Here is a 14241-nt window from a genome sequence, read left to right on the forward strand (position 1 = left end):
GTTCTCCTTATCGGGCACGCTCAGCCGCCAGTGTTTACAGCTACCGGTGGATGTCGGGCGGTGATATCGAACAGCGTGTAAGACAGCGTCAGATGCTTCACATCCTTGGGCATGTCACGGTCAACGATGAAACGTACCGGCATCTCGATCCGTTGACCGGGCTGCAGCACTTGCTGGGTAAAGCAGAAGCATTCGGTCTTGTGGAAATAGGCCGCGGCGTTGCTCGGCGCGATGCTGGGTACAGCCTGAGCGCTCATCGGCTTATCGGTCGGGTTGTGCGCGATGAAAATCATCTCGTTGACCGCGCCCGGATTGGCTGTCAGTTCGTCGCTCTTGGGGTAGAAATCCCAGGACATGTCGGCGGAATTGGTCGACAGAAACTGCACCCGTACCTGCCGCGAGGTATCGACGGTTTGCTCGCCTTCGTATTGCCCGGCGGTCTTGCCGTTGATGCCGAACGCCTTGCACATCACGTCGTAGATCGGCACCAGGGCAAACCCGAAAATAAACATCGCCACCACCACCATCAGCAGACGGGTGACCAGTTTTTTCATCGAAATAGAATCAGCCATGATTCCAACTCCCTACCGGGAACCCTGTGGGCGCTGGCTTGCCAGCGATGCGGCCGACGCGGTGTGTCAGGCAGGCAGCCTTCGCTGGCAAGCCAGCTTCCACAGGCGTTCCTGCAAGGCCGAAGGCGTTCATTTCACTTCCGGCGGCGTAGTGAACGTGTGATACGGCGCCGGTGACGGAATGCTCCACTCCAGGCCTTCCGCGCCATCCCACGGTTTGGCCGGTGCCGGCTCGCCGCCGCGAATGGTCTTGATCACGATAAACAGGAAGAATATCTGCGTGGCGCCGAACATGAACGCGCCGATCGACGACACCATGTTGAAGTCGGCGAATTGCAGGTTGTAGTCCGGAATCCGCCGCGGCATCCCCGCCAGCCCCACGAAGTGCATCGGGAAGAAGGCCATGTTCATGCCGATGAACGACAGCCAGAAGTGCAGCTTGCCGAGGGTTTCGTCATACATGTGGCCTGTCCATTTCGGCAGCCAGTAGTAGGCCGAGGCGAAGATCCCGAAGATCGCCCCCGGCACCAGCACGTAGTGGAAGTGTGCGACTACGAAGTAGGTGTCCTGGTACTGGAAGTCCGCCGGTGCGATGGCCAGCATCAATCCGGAGAACCCGCCGATGGAAAACAGGATCACGAACGCCACGGCGAACAGCATCGGTGTCTCGAAGGTCAGCGAACCTTGCCACATGGTGCTGGCCCAGTTGAACACCTTCACCCCGGTCGGCACCGCGATCAGCAGCGTGGCGTACATGAAGAACAACTCGCCCACCAGCGGAATGCCGACCACGAACATGTGGTGCGCCCAGACGATGAATGACAGGAAGGCAATACTGGCCGTGGCATAGACCATCGAGGTGTAGCCAAACAGCGGCTTGCGCGAAAAGGCCGGGATGATCGAGCTGACGGCGCCGAAGGCCGGCAGGATCATGATGTACACCTCGGGGTGACCGAAGAACCAGAACACATGCTGGAACAACACCGGGTCACCGCCACCGGCGGCACTGAAGAAACTGGTGCCGAAGTGAATGTCCATCAGCATCATCGTCACGCACCCGGCCAGCACCGGCATCACCGCAATCAGCAGGAATGCGGTGATCAGCCAGGTCCAGACGAACAGCGGCATTTTCATCAACGTCATGCCGGGGGCGCGCAGGTTGAGGATGGTGGCGATCACGTTGATCGCGCCCATGATCGAGCTGATCCCCATCAAGTGGATGGCAAAGATGAAGAACGTCACGCTTTCCGGCGCGTAGGTCGTCGACAGCGGGGCGTAGAACGTCCAGCCGAAGTTCGGCCCGCCGCCGGGAGTGAACAGGGTCGACACCAGCAGGATGAACGCCGCCGGCAGCAGCCAGAAGCTGAAGTTGTTCATCCGCGGCAGGGCCATGTCCGGCGCGCCGATCATCAGCGGGATCATCCAGTTGGCGAGGCCGACGAAGGCTGGCATCACCGCACCGAAAACCATCACCAGACCATGCATGGTGGTCATCTGGTTGAAGAATTCCGGCTGGACGATCTGCAACCCCGGCTGGAACAGCTCGGCGCGAATCACCATCGCAAACGAACCGCCGAGCAAGAACATGGAGAACGCAAACCACAGGTACAGCGTGCCGATGTCTTTGTGGTTAGTGGTCAGCACCCAGCGCATCAGGCCTTTGGCGGGGCCGTGGGCATGGTCGGTGGCATGACCGTGGTCATCAATTACAGCGCTCATGGCCTGTCTCCTGCAAACAGATGGGCTGGGCGGGCCGGGGCGCACAGCCCCGACCGGTTCCTTGGGTGCGCAATAGACCGGGTCATTGGCTTTCCGCCTGTTTCAGCTCCAGCACTTCTTTAGGGGTGACCATGTCGCCCTTGTTGTTGCCCCAGGCGTTACGTTCATAGGTCACGACCGCTGCGATATCGACTTCCGAAAGCTGCTTGCCGAACGCCGCCATCGAGGTGCCGGGCTTGCCGTGGAAGACAATGCTCAGGTGATCCTTGATCGGGCCGGTGGCGATTTTCGAGCCTTTGAGTGCCGGGAACATCGGTGGCAGGCCCTGACCTTCAGCCTGGTGACAGGCCACGCAGGTGGTGTGATAGACCTTGTCGCCGCGCTCTTTGAGCTCGTCGAGGGTCCATTCCTTGCTGGTTAGTTCTTTGAGCTGCAGGGCCTCGGCCTTGCGCTCGCCCAGCCATTTTTCGTAATCGGCCTTTTCCTTGACCTCGACCACGATCGGCATGAAGCCGTGGTCCTTGCCGCACAGCTCGGCGCACTGGCCACGGTAAATGCCGGGCTTGTCGATACGGGTCCAGGCTTCGTTGACGAACCCCGGGATCGCATCGCGCTTGACCGCGAAGGCCGGCACCCACCAGGAGTGGATGACGTCGGCGGAGGTCACAAGGAAGCGCACCTTGGCGCCAATCGGCAGCACCAGCGGCTTGTCGACCTCGAGCAAGTAGTGTTCGCCCTTGGTTTCCTTGTTGTGAATCTGATCGGCGGGGGTGGCCAGGTTGCTGAAGAACTCGACGTCTTGGCCCAGGTATTTGTAGTGCCACTTCCACTGATAACCGGTGACCTGGATATCGATATCCGGCTCACTGGCGTCGTACATCTTGATCAGGGTCGCCGTCGCCGGTACCGCCATGGCCACCAAAATGATGAAGGGCACGATGGTCCAGAGGATTTCGACGGTGGTGCTTTCATGAAATTTCGCGGCCACCTGCCCGGTCGAGCGGCGGTGGAGGATCATCGACCAGAACATGGCGCCGAAGACGATGATGCCGATCACTACACAGATCCAGAAAATGGTCATGTGCAGGTCAAATACTGCGTGACTGATTTCAGTCGCTCCCGGCGCCATATTTACAGTCCAGGCGGCTTGCGCCTGACTGAAAATCGACCACAACAGGAGGCCCATCCAGACGTGTGGATGTCGCATCATTGCGGGTTCCCCTTATCGTTCTTGTTATCCCGCCGGCTTTCACCTGCGGCAAGGGAGCGGCTTTTTCAGACTACGAACTTGAATCGCCGGGTCTTGCTGCGTGTGCAGTCGGACGTCATCAGCTAACTCCATTCCACCCCGAGTATAGACAGCGACTGCTACCTCGCAATGTGGGGGCGTAAATCATCTGAAACAGCTAGGGCTTGCGTTCCAGGTCACGAATGGAGAAGGATGCAGGCGAGTGGTGGCACATCGATATAACTTTGACGTCTCAAGGATGAAATATTTATGACAAATGCGTCTTAGCCATTTTTGGATGCCAGCTAAGTTATGTCTTCCCTATTTCATTGCCTTTGTTTCCTGGAGTTTTCATGAACACCGCCGCATTGCGCGAGCAGATCCAAAAAGCCCAACAACACGAGGCCGAGACTGGCCTGCTAACGCGTCAACTGGAAAGCAAACTGCCTCATCTTCACCCATCGATCCAACTTCCGGAGGCGGATGCCAAGGGCGTGCTGACGCGTTTTGTCGCCGCTTACATCAATGAAGTGCCTGATCTGCTGGATGCAGCCAATGAAGTTGCCAGGGAAGCGGGTATCGAGTCACAGATCAAACCGGTGCTGGAAATCGCCGAGCAGTACTTCCTCCAGCCGCCAGCGCTCATGGCCGGGCACATCGGGCTCGACAGTCTGCTGGACGAGGCCTATCTGGCGCATCGGTTTGTCGAAGAGGTCAACGACCTGTACATCAAGCACTTTGGCCAGCCACTGATCCCCTTGGACATGACTGTCGCCAACCTGATTGCTCACCAGCTGATCGGTGAGGAATTTGCCAACCAACTCGATGAGGCGGTGCATCACGCCGTGGACAGCATGCTCGACGACGAAAGCTTTGCGCTGGAGTCGGTGGAAAGCTACCGTGAAAAACTCAGCAGCCCGGATACCGGCGCCGCGTGGAAGCGCTGGCCATGCATGTCCCGACGGTTAGGCGTGGGTCTGGAGCTGGATCAGCCCGCCGCCTGATTCTTTGGAATCGACACCATCCCCAGAGGGAGGGAGCCTGCTCGCGATAGCGTTGTATCAGTCGACATTAATGTTGAATGACACGCCGCCATCGCGAACAGGCTCGCTCCCATATTGTTGGTGTTTTATGCCGTGGAACCTACTCCGGTGGTCGTCCGCAACCGTCCTTCCAGCCTGCGCTTCAACCCCCGCGCTTCAATCAACAGCGTCGAACCCTTGGCCGCATTGGCCCGCCCCCATTCCTCAAGCAATTCCAGGCACGAATGATCGATGTAGCTCAGGTTATTGAGCGGCACATGCACGGTCGCGCCGGCGGGGATGGTCCCCAGCACCTGAGTCAGCGCCGGCACCTTGAGAAAGGTCGCCGCTCCGATCAGTCGCAATTCCATTTCTCCGTCCTTGGGCAGATCGATCAGGCTGATCTTCAACCGCGAGGCTTTCCACGCCAGTTTGGCCAGGGTCAGGCCGAAGCCGATCAGCACACCCGTCAACAGGTCGGTGAAGATGATCGCCAGCGCTGTCGCCGCGTAAGTGAACATCGGCATCCGGCCGTATCGACCCAGGCTGCGGAAGGCTTTCAGGTCCACCAATTTGAAACCGGTGTAAACCAGCACACCCGCCAGGCTCGCCACGGGAATGCTTTGCAGTACGCTCGACAGCAGCAACACGAACGCCAGCAGCCACAGGCCATGGAATATCGTCGACATTCGTGTGGTGGCGCCGGCCTGGACGTTGGCCGAACTGCGCACGATCACGCCCGTCATCGGCAACGCACCGAGCAAGCCGCAGAGCATGTTGCCAACACCCTGAGCCGACAATTCCCGGTCGAAGTCCGAGCGTTGGCCGCTGTGCATGCGGTCTACTGCTGCGGCCGAGAGCAGGGTTTCGGCGCTGGCGATGAAGGCCACGGCGAAGGCGGCAATCAGCAAGGTCGGGTCGGCGAGGTTAAGCAAGTCTGCCGGTTTCAGCCAGTCGATGGCTTCCGCCAGATTGGCCGGGACTTCGACCCGTTTGACCGGCAAGGCGAGCATCAGGCTGGCGACAGTCGCCAGACCTACCCCCAGTAGCGCACCCGGAATGAAGCGCAGGGAATAGGGCCGGAGTTTTTCCCACAGCCACATCACCGCTATCGTCGCGAGCCCGAGCAAACCGGCCTGCCATCCAAAAGAAGGCAAGGCTTGCGCCACGGCCGCGGGGAAGGCGGCCAGGTTATCCAAGCCGGACGGTTTCGGCACTGAGTCGAGCATCACATGCACCTGTGACAACACGATCAACACGCCAATCCCGGCCAGCATGCCGTAGACCACCGCAGGCGCCGTCACCCGGAACCAGCAGCCGAGCTTCAATCGTCCGGCGACCAGTTGCAGGAACCCTGCCAGCAGCAGGATAGGCCCGAGCATGGCGATGCCATGCTGGCGCACCAGTTCGAACACCAGAACGGCCAGACCTGCCGCCGGACCACTGACTTGCAGCGGCGAACCCGCGATCCAGCCCACCACCAGCCCACCGATGATCCCGGTGATCAGGCCTTTGGCGGGTGGCAGGCCCGAGGCGATGGCGATGCCCATGCACAGGGGTAGGGCCACCAGAAACACCACCACGGAAGCGAGCAGCTCCCGTGGCAGAACAGCTTTGAGTTGCGCTGCACGCATGTTGATTCTCCCGAAGTTTTCTTCAGGCATGGCGAGGCCGGGCCGCTGAAACAGCGGCCGGGGTCAAACCACACAGATTTTTAGGAAAATTTAGAAGCGCGCTTTGGGCGTCGCCACCGGAGTCGGATGGCTGCCATCGAGCGGCAGGAAACGACTCTGATCGGCGTCATAAGCTTTGATTGCGCTGGTTTCGATGTCATAGACCCAGCCATGGATGAACAGATGACCGTTCGCCATGCGCGAGGCTACCGAGGGATGAGTACGCAAGTGCTGCAATTGGGCGATGACATTCTCTTCGGTGAGGATGTGCATCGTTTCGTTTTCGTCGGTGCAGTTGCAGTTGTCATGCACCATGGTTTTCGCGACTTCCGCATGCCGCAGCCAGGCTTTGACCGTGGGCATCTTTTCCAGGCTGTCGGGATTGAGCACCGCACGCATCGCGCCACAATCGGAGTGGCCGCAGATGATGATGTGTTGCACGCCCAGCGCCAGCACCGCGTACTCGATGGCGGTGGAAACGCCACCGTTCATTTGACCGTAAGGCGGTACGACGTTGCCCACATTGCGGGTCACGAACAGATCGCCAGGCGAACTGTGGGTGATCAGTTCAGGCACGATGCGCGAATCGGCGCAGGTAATGAACATCGCCCTTGGCTGTTGAGCGGTGGCGAGTTTCTTGAAGAGCTCTTCCTGCTGCGGAAAGATCTCATGATGAAAATGCAAAAAGCCGTCAACGATATGCTTCAACGCTGCATCGGCGGTTTCCGCCTCGGGCTGGGCTGAAGCCGATGCAGCCAACGGCTGTTTATCCTTGTCACTCATGAATTCATCCTCATTGGCGGAGTCAGGGAATTTTCCCGTTTTGTCCGGTGTGAAGCCAGTGGCTGTTTAAAAAACATCCGGGCCGGAAATATCGACCCGTCAGTCACTCGATGAACAAGGTAGCGGTCGAAACTTAACTCAAACTGAATGAACCGCTCTAGAACGTGTGTTCCAGATCACAAAAAACGTGACCAGCCTAAGTGCGTCGCACGTTTCCCACCCCTCAACCATAGGCCAATTGTCCTCAAATCAGCGACATCTGGCGACCCGGCGGACAAAAGGCTTCGCAATCCAGATTGAAACCTTCCCGCCGATTGAGTCCCAGGCGCTTGATGGTTTTGGCAAAGCGTTGCGCCAGCAGGTCGGCAAATGGACCTTCGCCGCGCATCCGGCTGCCAAACCGGCTGTCGTAGAGCTCGCCACCGCGGCTTTGGCGGATCAGGCTCAACACATGGGCCGCCCGCTGAGGATAATGGGCCGCCAGCCATTCTTCGAACAACGGCGCCACTTCCAGTGGCAGGCGCAGCATCATGTACGCAGCACTCTGAGCACCCGCCGCGTGCGCTTCGGTCAGCAGGCTTTCGAGTTCGCTGTCGTTGATCATCGGAATCATTGGCGAACACAGAACGCCTACCGGAATCCCGGCTTCACGCATCACCCGGATCGCGCGCAATCGAGCCTTGGGCGCAGCGGCGCGAGGTTCGAGGATGCGTTTGAGTTCATCGTCCAGGCTGGTCAGGCTGATCATCACCGCCACCAGCCTTTGCTCGGCGAGCTCGGCCAGCAGGTCCAGGTCGCGAAGAATCAGCGAGCCCTTGGTGATGATGGTCACCGGGTGACGGTATCGCAGCAGCACTTCCAGGGTTTGGCGGGTGATCCGGTGTTCGCGTTCGATCGGCTGGTAAGGATCGGTGTTGGAGCCCAGGTTGATCGGCGCACATTGATAGCCGCGTTTGGACAGCTGTTCTTCCAGCACATCGGCGGCGTTGGTCTTGGCAATCAGCTTGGTTTCGAAATCCAGCCCCGGCGACATGTCCCAATAGGCGTGGCTGGGCCGTGCGTAGCAATAAATGCAGCCGTGCTCGCAACCGCGGTAGGGATTGATCGAGCGATCGAAGGGCAAGTCCGGCGAGTTGTTGCGGGTGATGATGGTTTTAGCGGTCTCGATGCGCACCTCGGTGCCCTGGGTCGTCGGCGCCTCCTGATACCACCCATCGTCCTCCACCACCGAGCGGTTTGGCGCGAAGCGGTTGTGCGGGTTGGTGGCGGTGCCGCGGCCGCGGGGTGGCAGGGGAATGCTCATCGGACGATACTCGTAGCTGTATGTGCATACAGTATCGAAGGTTGAGCCCACCGACCAGTGCCGTTCGGCGCTCTGGCAAAACAGGACAACCATTTGCTGTGCAATTGACCGATAAGTACAACTTGGCGCAACGCCGGGAAACATATATCGAATAGCCCCTGCGCTAACTTGATAAGTAGTATTCGCTTTGCACGTAGTTGTGTGTACTTACTCATTAAAGGGAATTAATAAATGTCGTTCTTTAATCAACGCGGTATCTTTTTACAATTGCTGGCGCCGAGTATTGCCAATCCACGGGAGGCCCGGGTGTCGATGCAACTTGCTCGCAAGGAGTTGGGGTGGGATCCCGTGAATGAGCTGTCTACGGAGGCTTTGGTGGACTCTGTCTACGTGATGGCGTCCTCAAATGATGGTGGCCGGTCTTTCAATATCAACGTAGTCAATAGCGATGTGGACGGTGACGGCGATATCAACAGTTATGATAAGGATAAACTGTTGGCCTTGGCAAAAACGTATTCCAGTATCGTCAATCCTTAAATCAATTTATCAATTAAGCCTGTGTGAAATTTTATGCAGGTCTAGTTGTAAGGGGGCATGAAGAACTGTCATGCATGGTTGATAAATCGTTTGCCAACGGGCTGATTCACAATTCTTTGACAGACGGCTCACGGGTCTTTGACTGATCAGGGCGCAATCTGGCCGCGTCATCCCGCCTCTTCAGCATACGGTCGCCGAGCATGTCCCCACGCCTTATCCCTGCGATGTGCCTGTCGCTGGTCGCATTCCTCAACCTGACGTTCGCCCACGCTGACGACGCGGGCGCACCCCGTCCAGCGGAGTGGGCTCAATCGGTTGAAGTGCAGTACAACCTCTTCCAGATGTCTCCAACCCTCTACCGCAGTGCATTGCCCGACCGCGGAGCCGTCCCGTTGCTGAAAAAACTCAAGGTCGCCACCGTGATCAACTTCCTGCCCGAGTCGGACTCAAGCTGGTTGGCCACGCCCGGTATCGATCAGGTGCAGTTGCCTTATCGCACCAATCACGTGGATGACGCGGATGTACTCAAGGCCCTTCGCACCGTTCAGGCTGCCGAAGCCAAAGGTCCGGTGCTGATGCACTGCAAACACGGTTCGGACCGGACTGGCCTGATGGCCGCCATGTACCGGGTGGTCGTGCAGGGCTGGAGCAAGGAAGACGCCCTGAGCGAGATGACTCAAGGTGGCTTTGGCGACAGTACCCACTTCAAGGACGGTATTCGCTACATGATGCAGGCTGATGTCGAGAAGCTGCGCACTGCGCTGGCTAACGGGGATTGCAGCACGAGTCCATTCGCGGCCTGCTCGATGAAGAGCTGGTTCAAATCGGCCCACGTCCAATAAACATCGCATCAGTGCATTGCGGATGTCTGTGCCTTCGGGAAAAAAACTTCCTCGATCGGCCGTCCGAGGAAGTCTTCAAGGGCCGTCAGCAAAGAACGCGAATCGCCCGGTGAGAAAAAAGCTTCGCGAAAGGCCCGTCCCGTTTGGGGGTTGAAGATCCAGTCCCGCTGAAACCGTTTGAAGGCTTCGCTGGCCAACACCCCTGACCATTTGTAGGCGTAAACCGAGGCCCCGTAACCGGTCACCATATAGTCAAAGCTATTGGCCAGGCGGCAATAGGATGGCAGTTGCAAGTGCGGAACGACGTGCTGCACGTCTTCAAATACCTGCTGGATGCTACGGCCATCGCCTTGGCAGCGATGAAGCTCGAAGTCGAACAGAGCGCTCAATAACAGTTGTGCAGTCTGCCAACTGTTCTGCGATTGAATGGCCGCCAGCGCCGCATCGACACGTTCTTCGGTCAGACGCTCGCCCGTCTGATAGTGAGCGGCGAGCCACAGTAGAAACTCCCGCGACAGGCACCACAGTTCGAACAGCTGCCCCGCGAACTCTCCGCTGTCGCGTCCCCGCTGGGAAATGCCGGAAAGGGTGTAGTGGGGTGAGCGCGTCAGAACATGCTGCAAACAATGGCCGAGCTCATGGAAAAGAACGCGCAGGTCCTGGTGCACGAGGAGGCAGGGTTGATCGGCGATCCCTGGCGTGAAGTTGCCAAAGAGAATGGCCGTCGGCAGCGTCAACTGACCTTCGGCATTCTCTCGCCGGGTTCTCGGCGTCGCGGTCCAGGCATAGTCCGCAGCCTCCTCCCGGTGAAAAGGATCGAGGTAGATATGCCCGATTACCTGCCCATGCTCTCTGATTTCAAACAGGCGCACACTGTTGTGCCAGCGGTCGAACGCTTTCTGCTCGATGATCTGAATCCCGAACATGCGTTCGCAGAAGAGGCAAAGCCGAAGTAACGTTCCGTCCAGAGGAAAATAGGCCTTCAGGTTTTTCAAGACGCCGTTGTGCTGGTGCTGGCGCCATTGTTCGGCGAGAAACTCCTGGTCCCAGGGTTGGACCTGCTCGATGCCGTGCTCCAAAGCAAAAGCCTTGAGCACCTCTGCATCCTTTTCGAGGTCTGGCGTTGCCAGCACTGCTTGCCGTCGCAGAAAGCCGTCGACTTGTGCGGTTGACTCGGCCATTTCCGTTTCCAGGCTGAGTTGCGCGAAGTTTTCATAACCAAGCAAGCGAGCTTTCTGGTGACGCCGGGCCAGCAGCAACTCCAGTACCGGACCATTATCGAATTGTCCGGCGTGAGGGCCTTGATCGGAAGCGCGTGTGGTGTAGGCCACGAAGTATTCTTCGCGCAGGGCCCGATCTTCGGCGCGGGTCATGACTTGCTGGTAGGTGTTCTGGTCCAGGCGCATGAGCCAGCCGTCATGTCCGGCCTGCTGCGCGTTGAGCGCCAGGCGATCCTTTGTCGCCCCGGATAAACCACTCAGTCGCTCGATGTCGTCGATTCGCTTGGTCCAGGTTGCGGTGGCGCTCTGAAGTTGAGTCAAAAACAGGCTTTGCAGCGCGCTGATGTCCAGGTTGATGCGTGCCATTTGCGGCTGTTGCTCGGCAGGCAAGTCGACGCCTGACAGGCGAAACCTGCGCAAAATCTTGTTCAGTACCGCTTTGCGAGGCTCGTCGAAATTTATCGCGACCGAGCCTTGAGCCAGCCGTTGGTAGGCCCGGTACAGTGCCTTATTGCTCCGCAGGTCGGACTTGTAAAGCGCCACGGCGTTGCTGCACCGGGTACTCGCCTGCTCCCAGGCATTGTCCTGTTTGACCGTGCTGAGGATTTCGATGATGGCCATGGCTTCATCTACCCGTGCATTCGTTTCATCGACGGCCAGCACCAGATCATCCCAGGTCGGGAGCATGGCTTGGGACTCGATGATGTCGGTCAGGGCCTGACGATTGTCAGCAATGATGGTTTGGATGGCCGGTAGCAGATGCTCGGCGCGGACCTGCGACCAGGGCGGCAGGTAATGGGACTGTAAAAGCGGATTGGTGTCGGGCATGGCGTCTTCCTTGAACAACTTGGCTGGTTTCGATCAGCCTACAAAGGAAGCGCGAGGGAGAGGTGGTAGATAGTTACCACCTTCCACTCGTTCAGAAGTGGAAGGTGGCTATGACTCAGTGCTGCTCGTCAGGCTTTTTCTTCAGTTTCGGGTTCGGGAAAAACTGTACGGCCTGAACCTTGGCGTCCGGTACCTTCAGCGCCGAAACATTGACCCGCGTCCCCAATTCCTTGGGAACGGACAGGCCTTGTTCATTCAGCGTGTCGGAATAGCCGCAGCCCACGCATTCGCGATGCGGGACATCGTCTTCGCTCCACATCATCAACTTGTCCGGCTCACTACAGGCCGGGCAGACCGCCCCGGCGATGAAGCGTTTTTTCGTCTTCACAGGTGCCTCGCTCATGCTGCTGCGTCCTCACTCAGGCCGCTGTGGCGCAAGAGTGCGTCAATCGACGGTGCACGGCCACGGAAGTCGACGAACAGCACCATCGGTTCCTGAGAACCGCCGCGGGCCAGGATCGCTTCGCGGAAGGCGCGACCGGTTTCGGCATTGAGCACGCCGTCCTCTTCGAATTTCGAGAAGGCGTCTGCCGAGAGTACTTCAGCCCATTTGTAGCTGTAGTAACCCGCCGCATATCCGCCGGCGAAAATGTGCGCGAAGCTGTTCGGGAAGCGGTTGTAAGCCGGCGGACGCATGACCGAGACCTCGTCGCGTATACCTTCGAGCACTTGCAGCACGCTGCGGCCGTCACCGTGGGTGGCGTGCAGTTCAAAGTCGAACAGCGAGAATTCGAGCTGACGCACCATCATCAGGCCGGACTGGAAGTTCTTCGCCGCGAGCATTTTTTCCAGCAGATCCTGGGGCAGTGGCTCACCGGTTTCGTAATGACCGGAAATCAGCGCCAGACCTTCCGGCTCCCAGCACCAGTTTTCCATGAACTGGCTTGGCAGCTCGACCGCATCCCAGGCCACGCCGTTGATGCCGGATACGCCGGCATGCTCGACGCGGGTCAGCAGGTGATGCAGGCCATGACCGAATTCGTGGAACAGGGTGGTCACTTCATCGTGGGTCAGCAACGCAGGCTTGCCGCTGTCGGCCGGTGTGAAGTTGCACACCAGGTTGGCCACCGGGCTTTGCAGCACGCCCTCAGCCGTGCGACGACGGTCGCGGGCGCCGTCCATCCAAGCGCCACCGCGCTTGTTGGCGCGGGCGTAGAGGTCGAAGAAGAAGCGGCCGACATGCTGGCCGTTTTCCTTGATCTCGAACAGGCGAACGTCCGGGTGCCAAGTGTCGAAGCCTTTCTGCTCGGCGATCTCGATGCCGTACAGACGTTGAACGATCGCGAACAGGCCGCTCAACACTTTGTCGATCGGGAAGTAAGCGCGCAGGGCTTCCTGAGCAACGCTGTAACGTTGTTCGCGGAGTTTTTCACCGTAGAAACCGCTGTCCCAGCTTTGCAGGTCCGGGCAGCCCTGTTCGGCGGCGTAGGCCTTGAGCTGTTCCAGATCCCGGGCGGCGAACGGTTTGCTGCGCTTGGCCAGATCGCGCAGGAAACTCAGCACCTGATCGCTGGATTCGGCCATCTTGGTGGCCAGGCTCAGCTCCGAGAAGCTGGCGAAACCCAAGAGTTTTGCCAGTTCCTGACGCAGGTCGAGGATTTCTTCCATCACCGGGCCGTTATCGTTCTGACCGGCATTCGGGCCTTGGTCCGACGCACGGGTGCAGTAGGCGGCGTAGACTTCTTCGCGCAGGGCTCGGTCGTGGGCGTAGGTCATCACCGCGAAGTAGCTCGGGAATTCCAGGGTGATCAGGAAGCCTTCCAGATCTTTGGCCTGGGCTGCCGCAGCCATTTGCGCCTTGGCCGAATCGGTCAGTCCGGCGAGGGCGGCTTCGTCGGTAACGTGCTTGGTCCAGGCTTGAGTCGCGTCGAGCAATTGGTTGGAAAAGCGGCTGCCCAGTTCGGAGAGCTTGCTTTGTACTTCGGCGTAACGTTTTTGCTCGGCTTCTGGCAGGTCGATACCCGACAGGCGGAAGTCACGCAGGGAGTGTTCCAGGATAGTTTTCTGCGCGACGTCGAAACCGGCGGCTTCCGGGCTGTTGGCAAGGGCTTCGAAGGCCTCGAACAGTTCGCGGTTCTGGCCCAGCTCGGTGGAGTAGGCGCTCAGCGCTGGCAGGCAGGACTCGTAGGCCTCACGCAATTCGGCGCTGTTGCACACGGCATTCAGGTGACTGACCGGGCTCCAGGCGGCGCCGAGGCGATCGTTGAGTTCGTCCATCGCCAGCACCAGGCCGGCCCAGGTCGGCTGTTTGCCCTGGGTTTTGAGGATCTCGATAATGGCGGCGCGGTTGTCAGCCAGGATCTGTTCAATGGCCGGTTGCACGTGTTCGGCCCGGATCGCCGAGAACGGCGGCAGGTCGTAGGACTGCAAAAGAGGGTTGTTCACGCTCACGTTTGGCACCTTGGCTGGAAGAAACATGCAGCCATCTTAATTACAATCGACGCTCACCGCAGC

Annotated in this window: 12 protein-coding genes; 3 read left to right on the forward strand and 9 right to left on the reverse strand. The window is 58.9% G+C overall.

Features of this window, described 5'->3' with window-relative positions; all coding sequences use genetic code 11:
* Positions 1-20: 20 nt before the first annotated feature.
* The 3 genes from F8N43_RS28525 to coxB all read right to left on the reverse strand — a co-directional run bounded on the left by F8N43_RS28525 (position 21) and on the right by coxB (position 3501).
* Entirely contained in the window at positions 21-572 is a 552-nt protein-coding gene (locus tag F8N43_RS28525) for a cytochrome c oxidase assembly protein (RefSeq protein ID WP_150630706.1), read from the reverse strand.
* Between the two features lie 129 nt (positions 573-701).
* On the reverse strand, positions 702-2291 hold the full coding sequence (ctaD, locus tag F8N43_RS28530; protein ID WP_064675263.1) for a cytochrome c oxidase subunit I: 1590 nt from the start codon (positions 2289-2291) through the stop codon (positions 702-704).
* A gap of 82 nt (positions 2292-2373) precedes the next feature.
* Positions 2374-3501: a cytochrome c oxidase subunit II gene (gene coxB, locus F8N43_RS28535; protein ID WP_150654686.1), complete on the reverse strand. Its 1128-nt coding sequence runs from the start codon at positions 3499-3501 to the stop codon at positions 2374-2376.
* Positions 3502-3872: 371 nt separating this feature from the next.
* Between coxB and F8N43_RS28540 the strand changes: the two genes are divergently transcribed.
* A complete protein-coding gene (locus F8N43_RS28540) occupies positions 3873-4523 on the forward strand; it encodes a hypothetical protein (RefSeq protein ID WP_150630709.1) in 651 nt (216 codons plus the stop codon).
* A gap of 125 nt (positions 4524-4648) precedes the next feature.
* Here F8N43_RS28540 and F8N43_RS28545 read toward each other — a convergent pair whose 3' ends face one another.
* The 3 genes from F8N43_RS28545 to F8N43_RS28555 form a co-directional block, all read right to left on the reverse strand.
* Positions 4649-6175 (reverse strand): SulP family inorganic anion transporter, encoded by a 1527-nt coding sequence (locus F8N43_RS28545; protein WP_150630710.1) that lies wholly within the window; start codon positions 6173-6175, stop codon positions 4649-4651.
* Positions 6176-6265: 90 nt separating this feature from the next.
* Complete coding sequence (locus F8N43_RS28550; protein ID WP_150630711.1) at positions 6266-6997, reverse strand: carbonic anhydrase; 732 nt, start codon at positions 6995-6997, stop codon at positions 6266-6268.
* Positions 6998-7241: 244 nt separating this feature from the next.
* Positions 7242-8300 carry a PA0069 family radical SAM protein gene (locus tag F8N43_RS28555; RefSeq protein ID WP_150654687.1) on the reverse strand — a complete coding sequence of 353 codons (1059 nt, stop codon included), beginning with the start codon at positions 8298-8300 and terminating at the stop codon, positions 7242-7244.
* A 231-nt stretch (positions 8301-8531) separates the two neighbouring features.
* Here F8N43_RS28555 and F8N43_RS28560 point away from each other — a divergent pair, with 231 nt between their 5' ends.
* Together F8N43_RS28560 and F8N43_RS28565 are read left to right on the forward strand one after the other, a co-directional pair.
* Positions 8532-8837 carry a hypothetical protein gene (locus F8N43_RS28560; protein WP_150630713.1) on the forward strand — a complete coding sequence of 102 codons (306 nt, stop codon included), beginning with the start codon at positions 8532-8534 and terminating at the stop codon, positions 8835-8837.
* Between the two features lie 200 nt (positions 8838-9037).
* Complete coding sequence (locus F8N43_RS28565; RefSeq protein WP_150630714.1) at positions 9038-9679, forward strand: tyrosine-protein phosphatase; 642 nt, start codon at positions 9038-9040, stop codon at positions 9677-9679.
* A gap of 8 nt (positions 9680-9687) precedes the next feature.
* Here the strand turns inward: F8N43_RS28565 and F8N43_RS28570 are convergent, their stop codons facing one another.
* From F8N43_RS28570 to prlC, 3 genes are all read right to left on the reverse strand, one after another.
* Complete coding sequence (locus tag F8N43_RS28570; RefSeq protein WP_150654688.1) at positions 9688-11727, reverse strand: M3 family metallopeptidase; 2040 nt, start codon at positions 11725-11727, stop codon at positions 9688-9690.
* A 115-nt stretch (positions 11728-11842) separates the two neighbouring features.
* On the reverse strand, positions 11843-12130 hold the full coding sequence (locus F8N43_RS28575) for a YheV family putative zinc ribbon protein (RefSeq protein WP_150630716.1): 288 nt from the start codon (positions 12128-12130) through the stop codon (positions 11843-11845).
* Positions 12127-14205 (reverse strand): oligopeptidase A, encoded by a 2079-nt coding sequence (prlC, locus tag F8N43_RS28580; RefSeq protein WP_191623653.1) that lies wholly within the window; start codon positions 14203-14205, stop codon positions 12127-12129. The genes F8N43_RS28575 and prlC overlap by 4 nt, the downstream gene beginning before the upstream one ends.
* Positions 14206-14241: the final 36 nt, after the last annotated feature.

Source organism: Pseudomonas fluorescens (genome assembly GCF_902498065.1).
Classification (GTDB): domain Bacteria; phylum Pseudomonadota; class Gammaproteobacteria; order Pseudomonadales; family Pseudomonadaceae; genus Aquipseudomonas; species Aquipseudomonas fluorescens_BJ.